The 14,058-nt window shown below is 62.6% G+C and carries 14 protein-coding genes; 6 read left to right on the top strand and 8 right to left on the bottom strand.

Annotation, left to right across the window (positions count from 1 at the left end):
* The first annotated feature begins 112 nt into the window (after nt 1-112).
* Complete coding sequence (gene ung, locus J5M73_RS27205; RefSeq protein WP_102861587.1) at nt 113-805, top strand: uracil-DNA glycosylase; 693 nt, start codon at nt 113-115, stop codon at nt 803-805.
* Between the two features lie 145 nt (nt 806-950).
* Here ung and J5M73_RS27200 read toward each other — a convergent pair whose 3' ends face one another.
* The 5 genes from J5M73_RS27200 to J5M73_RS27180 form a co-directional block, all read right to left on the bottom strand.
* Nucleotides 951-1,982: an AbrB family transcriptional regulator gene (locus J5M73_RS27200; protein ID WP_102861588.1), complete on the bottom strand. Its 1,032-nt coding sequence runs from the start codon at nt 1,980-1,982 to the stop codon at nt 951-953.
* On the bottom strand, nt 1,975-3,489 hold the full coding sequence (locus J5M73_RS27195; RefSeq protein WP_102861589.1) for a tripartite tricarboxylate transporter permease: 1,515 nt from the start codon (nt 3,487-3,489) through the stop codon (nt 1,975-1,977). The genes J5M73_RS27200 and J5M73_RS27195 overlap by 8 nt, the downstream gene beginning before the upstream one ends.
* Before the next feature lies 1 nt (nt 3,490).
* Nucleotides 3,491-3,949: a tripartite tricarboxylate transporter TctB family protein gene (locus J5M73_RS27190; protein WP_102861590.1), complete on the bottom strand. Its 459-nt coding sequence runs from the start codon at nt 3,947-3,949 to the stop codon at nt 3,491-3,493.
* A gap of 58 nt (nt 3,950-4,007) precedes the next feature.
* The gene (locus tag J5M73_RS27185; RefSeq protein ID WP_102861591.1) at nt 4,008-4,994 is read right to left on the bottom strand and encodes a tripartite tricarboxylate transporter substrate binding protein; all 987 of its coding nucleotides are present in this window, start codon (nt 4,992-4,994) and stop codon (nt 4,008-4,010) included.
* Between the two features lie 108 nt (nt 4,995-5,102).
* The gene (locus tag J5M73_RS27180; protein WP_102861592.1) at nt 5,103-6,395 is read right to left on the bottom strand and encodes an OprD family porin; all 1,293 of its coding nucleotides are present in this window, start codon (nt 6,393-6,395) and stop codon (nt 5,103-5,105) included.
* Between the two features lie 235 nt (nt 6,396-6,630).
* Between J5M73_RS27180 and J5M73_RS27175 the strand changes: the two genes are divergently transcribed.
* Both J5M73_RS27175 and J5M73_RS27170 read left to right on the top strand, forming a co-directional pair.
* Nucleotides 6,631-7,302: a response regulator gene (locus tag J5M73_RS27175; RefSeq protein ID WP_102861593.1), complete on the top strand. Its 672-nt coding sequence runs from the start codon at nt 6,631-6,633 to the stop codon at nt 7,300-7,302.
* The gene (locus J5M73_RS27170) at nt 7,295-8,698 is read left to right on the top strand and encodes a sensor histidine kinase (RefSeq protein WP_102861594.1); all 1,404 of its coding nucleotides are present in this window, start codon (nt 7,295-7,297) and stop codon (nt 8,696-8,698) included. The genes J5M73_RS27175 and J5M73_RS27170 overlap by 8 nt, the downstream gene beginning before the upstream one ends.
* Here J5M73_RS27170 and J5M73_RS27165 read toward each other — a convergent pair.
* Both J5M73_RS27165 and J5M73_RS27160 read right to left on the bottom strand, forming a co-directional pair.
* On the bottom strand, nt 8,684-9,505 hold the full coding sequence (locus tag J5M73_RS27165; protein WP_102861595.1) for an HDOD domain-containing protein: 822 nt from the start codon (nt 9,503-9,505) through the stop codon (nt 8,684-8,686). The two genes, J5M73_RS27170 and J5M73_RS27165, sit on opposite strands and share 15 nt — an antisense overlap.
* Nucleotides 9,506-9,543: 38 nt before the next feature.
* A complete protein-coding gene (locus J5M73_RS27160; RefSeq protein WP_102861596.1) occupies nt 9,544-10,485 on the bottom strand; it encodes a folate-binding protein YgfZ in 942 nt (313 codons plus the stop codon).
* Nucleotides 10,486-10,634: 149 nt separating this feature from the next.
* Between J5M73_RS27160 and J5M73_RS27155 the strand changes: the two genes are divergently transcribed.
* Together J5M73_RS27155 and J5M73_RS27150 are read left to right on the top strand one after the other, a co-directional pair.
* Complete coding sequence (locus J5M73_RS27155; RefSeq protein ID WP_011059785.1) at nt 10,635-10,889, top strand: succinate dehydrogenase assembly factor 2; 255 nt, start codon at nt 10,635-10,637, stop codon at nt 10,887-10,889.
* The gene (locus J5M73_RS27150) at nt 10,873-11,325 is read left to right on the top strand and encodes a protein YgfX (RefSeq protein WP_102861597.1); all 453 of its coding nucleotides are present in this window, start codon (nt 10,873-10,875) and stop codon (nt 11,323-11,325) included. The genes J5M73_RS27155 and J5M73_RS27150 overlap by 17 nt, the downstream gene beginning before the upstream one ends.
* Here J5M73_RS27150 and nadB read toward each other — a convergent pair.
* Complete coding sequence (nadB, locus tag J5M73_RS27145) at nt 11,288-12,910, bottom strand: L-aspartate oxidase (protein ID WP_207816538.1); 1,623 nt, start codon at nt 12,908-12,910, stop codon at nt 11,288-11,290. The genes J5M73_RS27150 and nadB overlap by 38 nt on opposite strands.
* 558 nt (nt 12,911-13,468) lie before the next feature.
* On the opposite strand from nadB, the gene rpoE reads away from it, so the two are divergent.
* The gene (gene rpoE, locus J5M73_RS27140; RefSeq protein ID WP_007930230.1) at nt 13,469-14,050 is read left to right on the top strand and encodes an RNA polymerase sigma factor RpoE; all 582 of its coding nucleotides are present in this window, start codon (nt 13,469-13,471) and stop codon (nt 14,048-14,050) included.
* Nucleotides 14,051-14,058 lie beyond the last annotated feature (8 nt).

Genomic DNA, 14,058 nt, shown 5'->3' with positions numbered 1-14,058 from the left:
AAGCGCTCAGTATGATCGCTGGTAGGGAAAGTGCAGGTTCCGTGTCAGATCAATTGACAAGCGAAGTCGGCTTTCCTAGGGTGCGGCCATTGTTTTTTTCACGGGCATGGCCATGACTGCTGACGATCGTATCAAACTCGAACCGAGCTGGAAGGAAGCGCTGCGTGCCGAATTCGAGCAGCCCTACATGAGCGAACTTCGCGAATTCCTGCGCCAGGAACATGCCGCCGGCAAGGAAATCTATCCGCCGGGTCCGATGATCTTCAATGCCTTGAACTCAACGCCGCTGGACAAGGTCAAGGTGGTGATCCTCGGCCAGGACCCGTACCACGGACCGGGCCAGGCCCATGGCTTGTGTTTTTCGGTACAGCCCGGGGTGCCAGCGCCGCCCTCGCTGGTGAACATCTATAAAGAGCTCAAGCGTGACCTCAACATCGACATTCCCAACCACGGCTACCTGCAAAGCTGGGCCGACCAGGGCGTGCTGATGCTCAACACCACCATGACCGTGGAGCGGGCCAACGCGGCATCCCATGCGGGCAAGGGCTGGCAGTTTTTTACCGATCGGATCATCGAAGTGGTCAGCGAGCACCAGCCGCACCTGGTGTTCCTGTTGTGGGGTGCCCACGCCCAGAGCAAGCAGAAACTGATCGATGCCACCAAGCATCTGGTACTGACCTCGGTGCATCCTTCACCGCTGTCGGCCTACCGCGGCTTCCTCGGTTGCGGGCATTTCAGCCGCACCAACAAATACCTTGAGCAGAATGGCGAGACGCCCATCGAGTGGCGCTTGCCGCCGTTGTAACTATTGCTCGAAGGGGGGCTGCTTGGTGGCAAAACCACCTGCGACTTGAACCAAGGCATTTCTGTAGCCGCTGCCGCAGGCTGCGAACGGCCCGTAGGGACGCGGCGGTGAAGGCTGTGAACCTTGTCGCCGCCCGCGGCAGCAGCTACAGGGGGCCTTTGTTCCAGTGGCGGAACAGGGGCTCGGCGAGAAACAGTACGAACAACAACCTCATCACCTGCATGGCGGTCACCAGTGGCACCGACAGTTGCAGGGTCTCGGCCGTCAGGCTCATTTCCGCGATACCGCCGGGCATCATGCCCAATGTCAGCGAACGTAGATCCAAGTGGGTCAACACACTCAGGCCCAGGGCCGCAAGGCCGGCGATCAGCATGCTCAGGGCGGTGCCGATCAAGGTCCGTCCCATGAACGACGGCGCCCGGCGGAAGAACTGTCGATTGAAGTGACAGCCCAGGCCGCTGCCGATCAGCCATTGGCCCACCTGACTGCCGCCCTCGGGCAGGCCGATGTGCAGGTCCCAGGCGATGCTCACCGTAGCGCTGAGCAGCAAGGGGCCGAACAGCCAGGGGTTGGGTTGGTGCAGACGCTGCCAGATCCAGGCCAGCAGCGCGCCCGCGGGAAACAGCAGGGCCAGCCACTGCCAGTCCACGCTGGTGGCATGCAGGGCGGGGGTGCCTTCCCCCAGCAGATATTTGAAGGCCGCTGGAACACAGAGCACCACGGCCAGCACCCGCAGGCTCTGCCCAGCCGCCACGCGGCTGAGCACCGCTCCATTGCGCGCGCCGAGATTGACCATCTCCCCGGAGCCGCCGGGCATGCTGGAGAAAAACGCGGTGGCCCGGTCCTCTCCGGTGCGCCGCAGCAACCACACCCCGACCACGCTGGACAGGCTGGTGACCAGGGCGCCGAAGAAGATCAGGCCAAAGTGGCTCATGACCTGTTCCATCACCTGCGGCGTGAAGTGCAGGCCAATGCCGATGCCGACCACCCATTGCCCGCATTTACGGCCGCCGGGGATTTCCGCCAATTGCCAGGGCGTCAGGCAGCGCACCAGGATGATCGCCAGCAACGAGCCGACCATCCAGGGCAATGGCCAGCCGATCTGGCTGGCGAGATAACCGCCAGCCAGGCCCACCAGGGGCGTGCCCCACCATTGTCTGAAGCGGGCTTCAGACATCGGCCACGGCACGTTGCTGGGCCGAACGCTTGCGCCAGATGCGCAGCAGCGGCATGAACAGCATGAGGAGGGTCAACACCCAGACCCCGACCGTGATCGGGCTCGACCAGAGGATCTCCATCGCGCCATTGGAGATCGACAGCGCCCGGCGCAGGTTCTGCTCCATCAAGCCGCCGAGGATGAAGCCCAGCAGCACTGGCGACAGCGGGAAGTCCAGCTTGCGCAGGATGTAGCCGAAGATGCCGATACCCACCATCAGGAACAGGTCGAAGGTGGTGGCGTGCACCGCGTAGACGCCAATCCCGGTAATGATCGCGATCACCGGCACCAGGGCCCAGTTCGGCACGGCGAGGATGCGGGTGAAGAGGCGGATCATCGGGATGTTGAGGATCACCAGCATGATGTTGGCGACGAACAGCGAGGCGATCAGGCCCCAGACAATGTCCGGCTGCTGCTGAAACAGCAGTGGGCCGGGCGTGATGTTGTACAGCGACAGGGCGCCGATCATCACCGCCGTGGTGCCGGAGCCGGGAACGCCGAGGGTCAGCATCGGCACCAGGGCACCGCAGGCCGAGGCGCCGATGGCGGTTTCCGGGGCGGCCAGGCCGCGCTTGTCGCCTTCGCCGAAGGTGCCGCTGGCGCCGGCGATGCGTTTCTCGGTCATGTAGGCCACGGCGCTGGCCAGGGTCGCGCCGGCACCGGGCAGTACGCCCATGATGAAGCCCAGCAGGCCGCAGCGGATGTTCACCACGAACACCGAGGCCGCTTCCTTGAAGTTGAACATCATGCGTCCGGTGGCTTTCACCGCTTCCTGGCCGCGATGGGTCTTCTCCAGCAGCAACAGAATCTCGCTGATAGAGAACAGGCCCAGCACCAGCACCACGAACTGGATGCCGTCGGTGAGGTGGATGTTGTCCCCGGTGAAGCGGTACACGCCGCTGTTGGCGTCGATGCCCACCGCCGACAGGAACAGGCCGATCAGCGCCGCAATGAAGGTCTTAAGCGGCCGATCGCCGGCCATGCCGCCCAGGCAGACGATGGCGAACACCATCAGCACGAAGTACTCCGCCGGGCCGAAGGCGATCGCCCACTTGGCCAGCAGCGGGGCGAACAGCACCATGCCGCAGGTGGCGATGAAGGCGCCGATGAACGAGCTCCAGGCCGAGAGTGACAGGGCCACGCCCGCCAGGCCTTTGCGGGCCATGGGGTAACCGTCCAGGGTGGTCATCACGGTGGAGGCTTCGCCCGGAATGTTCAGCAGGATCGAACTGATGCGGCCGCCGTATTCGCAACCCAGGTACACCGCCGCCAACAGGATCAGCGCCGACTCCGGCGGCAGGCCCAGGGCGAAGGCAATGGGGATCAACAGGGCCACACCATTGATCGGGCCCAGGCCCGGGAGCAGGCCGACCACGGTGCCGATCAGGGTGCCGGACAGGGCGGTGACCAGGTTGTAGGGGGTCAGTGCAACGCCGAAGCCCTGGCCCAGATAACTGAGGGTATCCATATCAATTCTCCAGAACGTCGAGCAGGCCGAGGGGCAGTGGTACGTCCATGACCCGGTCGAACAACCAGTAGAGGCCGACACTGAGCAGGCTGATGATCACCAGGCTAGGCAGCCAGCGGCCGCCGTAGAGCCGTGCCATGGGTACGCCGATGAGGACACTGGCGACGATGAAACCCAGGGGTTCGAAGGTTCCGGCGAACACCAGCAGCAAGGTCACGCAGATCGTGATCTTGGTCAGGGTTTCCCGGTCCAGGGGCGGTTCATCTTCGCTGTGCTTGATGGGTGTCGGGCGAAACAGCATGTACAGCAGGGCCAGCCCCATCAGGCCGAGCATCAGCAAAGGGAAGGCCCGCGGGCCCACGGGTTCATAGGAAAAGGCCGCCTGATACGGCCAGGCCATCAGTGCCAGGCCGGCACAGGCCAGCAGCAACACCGCAGCGAAGAGACGTTGAACGAGCATGGCTAACTCCTGGGCGCGGCCCTCGATGCGCGAGGGCCGCGCCTTTAGCAAGGGACGGTCACTGGATCAGGCCGAACTCTTTGGCCAGGGTCTTGTAGTCGGCCACCTGTTTCTTCACATAGGTGTCCAACTCGGGGCCGGTCAGGGCGAAGGGGAACAGCTCGCGCTGGTCACGCAGCTTGGCGAACTCTTCGGAGGCCAGGAGCTGGTCGAAGGCATTTTTCCACCAGGCGTATTCCTCGTCGGTGACTTTCGGCCCGAGGTAGAAACCGCGTACCACCGGCCAGACGATGTCGTAGCCCTGCTCCTTGGCGGTGGGGATGTCTTTCATTTCCGGCTCGTCCAGACGCTGTTCGGAGAACACCGCCAGCAGGCGCATGTCGCCGGCCTGGATATGGGGCATGGAGTCGGAGATGTCGGTGCTGCCCACCTGGATGTGTCCGCCCAGCAGGGCGGTGGCGATTTCACCGCCGCCTTCCAGGGCGACGTAGCGCAGGTCCCGAGGGTTGATCCCGGCGGCCTTGGCGATCAGTGCGGTCTGCATCCAGTCCTGGCTGCCTACGGTGCCGCCGGAACCTATCACCACTTTGCTTGGATCTTTCTTCAGGGCTTGGACCAGATCGTCGAGGGTCTTGTAGGGCGAGTCGCTTTTCACTGCGATAGCGCCGTAGCTGGTGCCGACCGCTGCCAGCCAGCGCACCGCGCTTTCATCGAAACGGCCGAACTTGCCCTGGGCCAGGTTCAGCAGCGAACCGCTGGACCAGGCCACCAGGGTTCCGGCGTCGGCGGGACGCTGGGCCACCACGGCGTTGTAGGCCACGGCACCGACACCACCAGGCATGTAGGTGACGCGCATCGGCTTGGTGAGGAGTTTTTCGTTGACCAGGGCGCTTTGCGCCAGCTTGCAGGTCAGGTCGAAACCGCCGCCGGGGGAGGCCGGGGCGATGCATTCCGGGCGTTTGGGCTCGGCGGTCGCGGCCAGCAGTTGGCCGGCGAACAACATGCAGCCGGCGGCGAGGGCTAGTTTGCGCAGTGAAAGGTCCATGAACGTCTCCACAGGAGTTGTTGTTATCGGTATGTCCGGGTCATCCCCGACCCTTTTTCCGCAGGAGCTGGCAAGCCAGCTCCTGCGACGCAGTGTGATACGGGTGGCTTACCACAGGGCCACGCTGTAGCTCACCAGCAGGCGCACTTCATCGGCATCGCGTGCCGAATAGTTGGAACGGTAGGTGGCGTTGCGCAGGCGCACGGCGACGTCCTTGAAGGTGCCGCTTTGCACCACGTATTTGACCTCGGTGTTGCGTTCCCACTCTTTGCCGGTGTCGCCGTTTTTCAGGGCGATGTTGTCGCCGCTGAGGTAGCGGGTCATGAAGCTCAGGCCGGGAATCCCCAGCTTGGCGAAGTCGTAGTCATAGCGGGCCTGCCAGGAGCGTTCCTCGGCGCCGGCGAAGTCGTTGATCTGCACGAAGTTCACCAGGTACGGGTCGCTGCCATCGACATAGGGGAAGGCGCTGTCGCCGGACATGTGCTGGTAGCCGGCGCTGAGTTTATGTCCGTTCAGGGCATAGCTCACCAGGCCGTTGAGGGATTTGTTGTCGATCTTGCCGCCCCGGGCCTGGCCCTGGTCGTCGCTGATGGCCAGGCGCAGGTCGGTGCCGAAGGTGCCCGGTCCCATGGGCTGGGACGCTACCAGGCCGAGGAAGTGCTGGTTGTAGACATCGTCCAGTTGGGCGAAGTGGTAGCTGCCGGTGATCTTGTCGGTGAACTTGTAGTCCAGGCCGCCGAAATTGAAGTGCTTGCCGGCCACGGTGCCGGCGAAGCGGCTGTTCTTGTTGTTGAGGCGGATGTCCTCGTAGTTGCTGTCGTCGCGGTCCTTGGCCTTGTCCAGGCGCCCGCCGGTGAAGGTCAGGTTCTTGATTTCCTTGGAGGTCAGCAGGCCGCCTTCGAAGGTCTGCGGCAGGATGCGCCCGTCGTTGGGCTTGAGGATCGGTAGCTCGGGGATCAGGCTGCCGATTTTCAGTTCGGTGGCGGAGATCTTCACTTTGCCGGTCAGGCCGAGCTTGGAGTACTGGTCGGCGGCGCGTCCGTCATCATGGGTCGGCAGCAGGCCGGTGCCGGTGCGGTCGGGGCTGGAATCGAGCTTGACCCCGAGCATGCCCAGGGCGTCCAGGCCGAAACCCACGGTGCCTTCGGTGTAGCCCGACTGCAGGTTGAGCATGAAACCCTGGGCCCATTCATCGCGCTTGGATTGCTGGGCGCTGGTGCCGTCGCGAAAGTCGCGATTGAAATACATATTGCGGGTTTCGAAGGTGGCGCTGCTGTCTTCGAAGAAGGCGGCCTGGCTTAAGGGCGCGACACCGGCGAGGGCCGCGGCGCTGGCCAGGGCAGTCGGGGTCAGACGGGAAAAAAATACAGGTGTGACGGCGTGAGGGCGCGTGGACGGCATCCAGGGGTACTCCGTTATTGTTCTTATTTTGACGAAAACGCTTCGAGGCGTTTTGCGTATCAGCGGCCATCAGGGCCAGGGCAGTCGAGACTGTCCGTAGCCGGACTCTAAAGGGCCAACCTTTCGCTAACCTTTCAACGTACTTTCACGGTTTTCGGGCTTCACAGCGGCGAATGCAGCGGTACACTCCGCGCCAAAGAGCGGCGTCGATCCCCCCGGCACGAGGTAAGAAAACATGCGAGTCCTGCTCGTCGAAGACCATCTGCAACTGGCCGAAAGTGTCGCCCAGGCGCTCAAGAGCACCGGCCTGACCGTGGATGTGCTGCACGATGGCGTGGCCGCCGACCTGGCTCTGGGCAGTGAGGAATACGCCATGGCGATCCTCGATGTCGGCCTGCCGCGCCTGGACGGTTTCGAGGTGCTGGCGCGCCTGCGGGCCCGGGGCAAGAACCTGCCGGTGCTGATGCTCACTGCCCGCAGTGACGTCAAGGATCGGGTCCACGGTCTGAACCTGGGGGCCGACGATTACCTGGCCAAGCCGTTCGAACTGACCGAGCTCGAAGCCCGGGTCAAGGCGCTGTTGCGCCGTAGCGTGCTGGGGGGCGAGCGCCAGCAGCGTTGCGGAGTGCTGGCCTATGACCTGGATACCCGACGCTTCACCCTGGGCGAAGAACTGCTGACCCTGACGTCCCGCGAGCAGGCCGTGCTCGAGGCATTGATTGCCCGTCCCGGCCGGGTGATGAGCAAGGAGCAACTGGCCTCCCAGGTGTTCGGCCTGGATGAGGAGGCCAGCCCGGATGCCATCGAGATTTATGTCCACCGTCTGCGCAAGAAGCTCGATGGCCATGCAGTGGCCATCGTGACGTTCCGTGGCTTGGGTTATCTGTTGGAAAGCCGCGATGCATAGGCCCAGCAGCCTGCGCTGGCGGTTGCTGTGGAACCTGGCGCTGCTGCTGGTGGTGCTGATGCTGGCCAGCGGCTTGAGTGCCTACTGGAACGGCCGTGAGGCCGCCGACACCGCCTATGACCGCACCCTGCTGGCCTCGGCGCGGACCATTGCCGCCGGGTTGTCCCAGCGTGACGGTAGCCTCAGCGCCAATGTGCCCTATGTGGCCCTGGACACCTTTGCCTACGACAGTGCCGGGCGCATCTATTACCAGGTCAACGATATTCACCAGCAACTGATCTCCGGTTACGAAAACCTGCCTGGTCCGCCGCCGGGTACTCCGCGTACCGATGACTATCCGGCCCTGGCGCGCTTCTACGATGCCACCTATCAGGGCCAGAACGTGCGGGTGGTGAGCCTGCTCAAGGCGGTCAGCGAGCCGAACATGAACGGCATGGCGGAAATTCGCGTGGCGGAGACCGACGAGGCGCGGGTCGCCATGGCCCGTAGCTTGATGGCCGACACCTTGCTGCGCCTGGGAATGCTGGCCATGGGGGCGTTGCTGCTGGTGTGGTTTGCGGTGAGTGCCGCCTTGCGTCCGCTGGAACGTTTGCGCGGTGCGGTGGAGGAGCGCCAGCCCGATGACTTGCGGCCGCTGCCGCTGGTTTCGGTACAGCGTGAGTTGTGGCCCCTGGTGCGGGCCTTGAACCATTTCACCGAACGCCTGCGGGGGCAGTTCGAGCGCCAGGCACAGTTTATTGCCGAGGCCGCCCATGAGTTGCGAACACCGCTGGCGGCACTCAAGGCCCGTCTGGAGCTGGGGCTGCGTTCCAGCGAGCCGGACACTTGGCGTACGACCTTGGAAAGCGCGGCCCAGGGCACCGATCGCTTGACCCACCTGGCCAATCAGTTGCTGTCCCTGGCCCGGGTGGAAAATGGCGCCCGGGCGATCGCCGAGGGCGGCGCACAGTTGCTCGATCTCAGCCAGTTGGCCCGGGAACTGGGCATGGCCATGGCGCCTCTGGCCCATGCCAGGGGGGTGGCCCTGGCCCTGGAAGCCGACGAGCCGGTGTGGCTCAAGGGCGAGCCAACCCTGCTCAATGAACTGCTGAGCAACCTGGTGGACAACGCCCTGGCCCACACGCCGTCGGGCGGCAATGTGGTGCTGCGGGTATCGGCGCCGGGGGTGCTGGAGGTGGAGGACGACGGGCCGGGTATTCCCCTGGAGGATCGCGACCGGGTCTTCGAACGTTTTTACCGGCGTAATCAGCAGGTGGCCGGTTCGGGGTTGGGGCTGGCGATCGTGGGGGAAATCTGTCGCGCCCATCTGGCACAGATCAGCCTGCACGATGGCCTGCCTTCGGGGCTCAAAGTGCGGGTGAGTTTTATCGCGGGGTCAGGATCAGTAGAGCATTGAGCGGGATTCTTGCAGCTCGCTGCACATGGCCTGGTTTTCCGGGTCGATCCCCAGCTTCTTGAACGCCGGCACGCTGAAGGCGTCAATGCGCGAGAGGGAGTGATCTGTGTCTTTGTGGCAGTACAGGGTCGCCACCTGGACCAGGTCGACGTAGTCGATCCCGCTGGTCTGGCGGTTGAATTCCAGGTAGTGCCCGGGGATCTCCACCAGTTGCTCGGGGAACTCCCAGACCCGTAGCAGCTTGTCCCCCAGCAACGGGTGAATGCGTTCGATCACGTGATTGAGGCTGACCGGGTCGGAAAGCAGTTCGTAGTGGTCTTCGGCGTAGGTCAGGATCGGCAGCACGCCGATCTGGTGTACCAGTCCGCCGAGCGCTGCCTGGTCGGGCTTGAGCTGGGTGTAGCGGCGGCACAGGGCATAGCTGACTCCGGCCACTTCCAGGCTGCGGCGCCACACATCGTGCATTTTCTGTGCAACCACCTCGGAGCGGGCATTGAAGATCTGCTCCATCACCAGGCCGATGGCCAGGTTGCTGCTGTAGTTGACTCCCAGGCGGGTGATGGCGGTATGCAGGTCGGTGACTTCCTGGGCCGCCCGCAACAGTGGGCTGTTGACCACCTTGATCAGTCGCGCCGACAACGCGGTGTCGCGGCCTATCACTTTGCTCAGGGTGCTGACGCTGATTTCCGGGTCTTCGGCGGCCCGGCGAATCTGCATGGCCACCTCCGGTAGGGTTGGCAGAACCAGGTCATCGTTGTCGATGGCCTCCACCAAATCCTGTTGGACCTTTTGCGCCAGCTCAGTCATTTCAGTTCTCTAGGGTGTTGCAGGAAAGGGGGAGTCGGTCAGCGCTGGATTTCGCGATCGCGGTCCAGCTGGTACGGCAGGTCCAGCAATTGCAGACCGGGCCCTTCGAGTGCGCCCAGGTGCAGGTTGCCATCTTCTGCCGCTTCGGCCTGCAACACGGCCAGCAGTTCCACCTGGTCTTGTGCCTGGGCGGCCAGGACCACTTCACCGATGGAGCTGTTGTGGGTCGGGGAGAACAGCGGGGTGCCTGGAATGGGGAGTTCGCCGCTGGGCAATGCAAGTCGGTAGAGGCGACGCTTGAGCTTGCCCAGGTATTGCATGCGGGCGACGATTTCCTGACCGGTGTAGCAGCCTTTCTTGAAGCTGACGCCGCCCACGGCCTGGAGGTTGAGCATCTGCGGAATGAACAGTTCACGGGTCTGCGCCATGACCTGGCCGAGGCCCGCGCGGATCTGGCCCAGCAGCCACTGATTGAGCTCGCCCTGGGGCAGTTGCGCAGCCAGTTGCTGACCCAGGCTCTCGGCGCGTTCTGCCGGGACCCAGAGTTCGACGCGGTGGCTTGAGGCGCGCACCGCAATCAGACCGTCGGCGCGGACTACGGCGCCGTCTTCCTGGGGCAGTTCAAGGCCCAGGCCGCTCAGGCTGGAGTCGGCATGGCTGAGGCCGAAGCGCGCCCAGTTGGCGCTTTCATCGGTGAGCTTGGCCTTGGAGAAGACTGCGTATTTCTTCAGGTCCGCCAGTTGCGGCTCAAGCAGTTCGCTGGCCATGGCCAGCAGGCAGCCGTCACCTTCCAGGAGGATACGGAAACTGGACTGCATGCGGCCTTTCTGGTTGCAACGGGCGCCCAGGCTGGACTGGCTGTCGCTGAGGTAATTGAGGTTGCAGGTCAACTGACCCTGAAGGAATTTGCTGGCATCAGGGCCGCGGACGGCGAGGACGCCTTCGTGGGACAGGGGGCAGAAAAAAGCGGAGTCAGCCATGGTTCATCGCAGGGTAAAAAGTCTGGGGCACATCATAAGGGGGCGCCCCTGAAATGGATAGTTCACAAAGGACAGGTGGTGACCGACCAAAGCCGACTGTTCTCGTGTTCCCCGGGCTGTATACTTGCGCTCTATTTGAGGAGCGCTCCATGGTTGAAGATGTTGAACTGAATCGCCTCTACTGGCACAGCCGTCGCGGCATGCTTGAGCTGGACGTATTGCTGGTGCCGTTCGTCAGGGAGGTGTACCCGCATCTCAATGAGACCGATCGCGAGTGCTACCGCAAGTTGCTGGAGTGTGAGGATCAGGACATGTTCGGCTGGTTCATGGAACGCAGCGAGTCCGAGGATCCTGAGCTGCAGCGCATGGTTCGCATGATTCTGGACCGTGTCCAGCCCAAGTAGGCTGTTCGAGTGCCGCTGGCGTGCTTCACGGCAACTGCTGGCGGCTTACCTGCTGGCCCAGGCATTCGCTCTGGTTGCCATTTTCCTACTGAATATCCCGTCTTTGGCCAAGGTGCTGGGCATCCTGCTGTGCCAGTTGCACGGCGGCTGGGTGCTGCCTCGACAGATTTTGTTGACCCATTCCCGAGCATTCAGCCGCTTGCGGCATTCATCAGAGGGCTGGCAGCTGTGGAGTCCGGCCACGGGTTGGCAGGTGGTGCAGTTGCGGCCTGACAGCCTGGCATTGCCGCTGATCGTGGTATTGCGCTTCCGTCTGCAGGGCGAGCGCTGGGTGCGCTCCCTTTGTGTGCCGAGGGACGCGCAGACCGCCGATGAGCATCGGCGTCTGCGGGTGCGGCTCAAGTTCGGCCGGCGTAGGTGGGCGGCAGCAGAATAGTGTCGCGAGCTTCAGGCAGCAGCTGCGGATAGTCGAGGGTGTAGTGCAGGCCGCGGCTTTCCTTGCGCTCCATGGCCGAGAGAATCATCAGTTCGGCCACCTGGGCCAGGTTGCGCAACTCGATCAAGTCACGGCTGACCTTGTAGTTGCTGTAGAACTCGTCGATTTCGTCCAGTAGCAGGCGAACCCGGTGTTGAGCCCGTTGCAGGCGTTTGTTGGTCCGCACGATACCGACGTAGTCCCACATGAATCGCCGCAGTTCGTCCCAGTTGTGCGCAATGATCACGTCTTCGTCAGAGTCGGTGACCTGGCTGGCATCCCAGGCCGGCAGGGCGATGGGAATCGAGATCTGAGGCAACTGCTGGAGAATGTCGGCCGCTGCCGAGCGGGCGTAGACGAAACACTCCAGCAACGAGTTGCTGGCCATGCGGTTGGCTCCGTGGAGGCCAGTGAAACTGGTTTCGCCAATGGCATACAGGCCTGGCACATCGGTGCGCCCCTGTTGATCGACCATTACGCCGCCGCAGGTGTAGTGGGCGGCCGGCACCACTGGGATCGGCTGCCGGGTGATGTCGATGGAAAATTCCAGGCAGCGCTCATACACGGTGGGGAAGTGGGTCTTGATGAAGGCTTCCGGTTTGTGGCTGATATCCAGGTAGACGCAGTCGATCCCCAGGCGCTTCATTTCATGGTCAATGGCCCGGGCGACGATGTCCCGGGGAGCCAGTTCGGCCCGAGGGTCGAAGCGCTGCATGAAGCGTTCGCCGTTGGGCAGCTTGAGGTGGGCACCTTCACCGCGCAGGGCCTCGGTGATCAGGAAGCTCTTGGCCAGTGGGTGATACAGGCAGGTGGGGTGGAACTGGTTGAACTCCAGGTTGGCCACCCGGCAACCCGAGCGCCACGCCATGGCGATGCCATCGCCACAGGCACTGTCGGGGTTGCTGGTATAGAGGTAGACCTTGGCTGCACCGCCGGAGGCGAGGATCACGAAGCGGGCGCCGAAGGTGTCCACTTCACCCGTGCCGCGGTTGAGTACGTAGGCGCCCAGGCAGCGATCACCTTCCAGGCCCAGGCGTTTTTCGGTGATCAGGTCAACGGCAACCCGCTGCTCCAGCAGTTCGATATTGGGGTGCTGTCGGGCCTGGGCCAGCAGTGTCTTGAAAATGGCTGCGCCAGTGGCGTCTGCGGCATGGATGATCCGTCGGTGGCTGTGACCGCCTTCACGGGTCAGGTGGAACTCGAAGCCATTGTCATCGCTGCTGGCGTCTTCATCGCGGGTAAAGAGAACCCCCTGGTCGATCAACCACTGGATGGCCTCGCGGCTGTGTTCCACGGTAAATCGCACGGCATCTTCGTGGCACAGGCCGCCACCGGCGTTGAGGGTGTCATCGACATGGGATTCGACGGTATCGGTATCGTCCAGAACGGCAGCGACGCCGCCTTGGGCCCAGTAGGTCGAACCGTTGGCCAGATCGCCTTTGCTCAGGACGGCGATACGCAAGTGGCGGGGCAGTGTCAGGGCCAGACTCAAGCCTGCAGCGCCGCTGCCAATCACCAGAACATCGTGTTGAAACTGTTGGCTCATTTGAAGGATTCCGCTCAAAGCGACCCAATATGGGGTTGGCGCCAGACGCCTGAATCGGCGAGTCAAAGCAGCCACACAGCCCACTAGTATATAGAGGGGGGGATCGGCACAATAGTCGCGCCTTCATGGCGTTGTGCGACTTCGCTGAGCAAAAGCGTTGCTCTCGACCAGCCTCTACTCGCGGCGTTCAAGCTTCCGCGCGGGTTGATCGAAGAAGTAGGGCTGTTTTTCTCTTCACCGTTACACAATCTTCGTTCGGCGCAGCTATAAAGATTGGGAACTTTTGCCAAGGCCCCAAACTCAATAGAAGGTTGCCTGAAAGAAGGGACAGCGTCGGTTCTGGCCAGGGTTTGCAATCTGTCCCTTGGTGACAGAAATCGACGACAGGATTATTCGCGCAGCCGGCCTTGCCCGCGCTGCGTTTTTCGTGCGTGCCGGATCAGAGCCCGCAGGAAACTTGCTTGGAGGGGGAGAACTTTTGCGAAAAGCCCGAGTCTATGTTTGCAAGCCTGATCGATTAGTGATGCAAGCCTCCTCCGAGTTTATCGAGGAGTGTTCATGCTAACCCAGGAAGAGGATCAGCAGCTGGTCGAGCGCGTTCAGCGTGGCGACAAGCGAGCGTTCGATCTGCTCGTGCTGAAATACCAGCACAAAATTCTCGGGTTGATCGTGCGTTTCGTGCACGACACCCATGAAGCCCAGGATGTCGCACAAGAAGCCTTTATCAAGGCTTACCGTGCACTAGGTAATTTTCGGGGGGACAGCGCGTTCTATACGTGGCTGTACCGTATCGCCATCAACACGGCGAAAAACTATCTGGTTTCACGCGGCCGCCGGCCGCCGGATAGCGATGTCAGTTCTGAGGATGCGGAGTTCTATGACGGCGATCATGGCCTGAAGGATCTCGAATCGCCGGAACGTGCATTGCTGCGGGATGAGATCGAAGGCACCGTCCATCGAACCATTCAGCAACTACCTGAAGATTTGCGTACAGCCTTAACTTTACGTGAATTCGATGGTCTGAGTTACGAGGACATTGCCAGCGTCATGCAGTGTCCGGTGGGTACCGTGCGCTCCCGGATTTTCCGCGCTCGGGAAGCCATCGATAAAGCCCTGCAGCCGTTGTTGCAGGAAACCTGAGACAGCGG

Source organism: Pseudomonas sp. 50_B (assembly GCF_017491625.1).
GTDB lineage: Bacteria > Pseudomonadota > Gammaproteobacteria > Pseudomonadales > Pseudomonadaceae > Aquipseudomonas > Aquipseudomonas danubii.
This window is presented reverse-complemented; position numbering and strand designations above follow the sequence as displayed.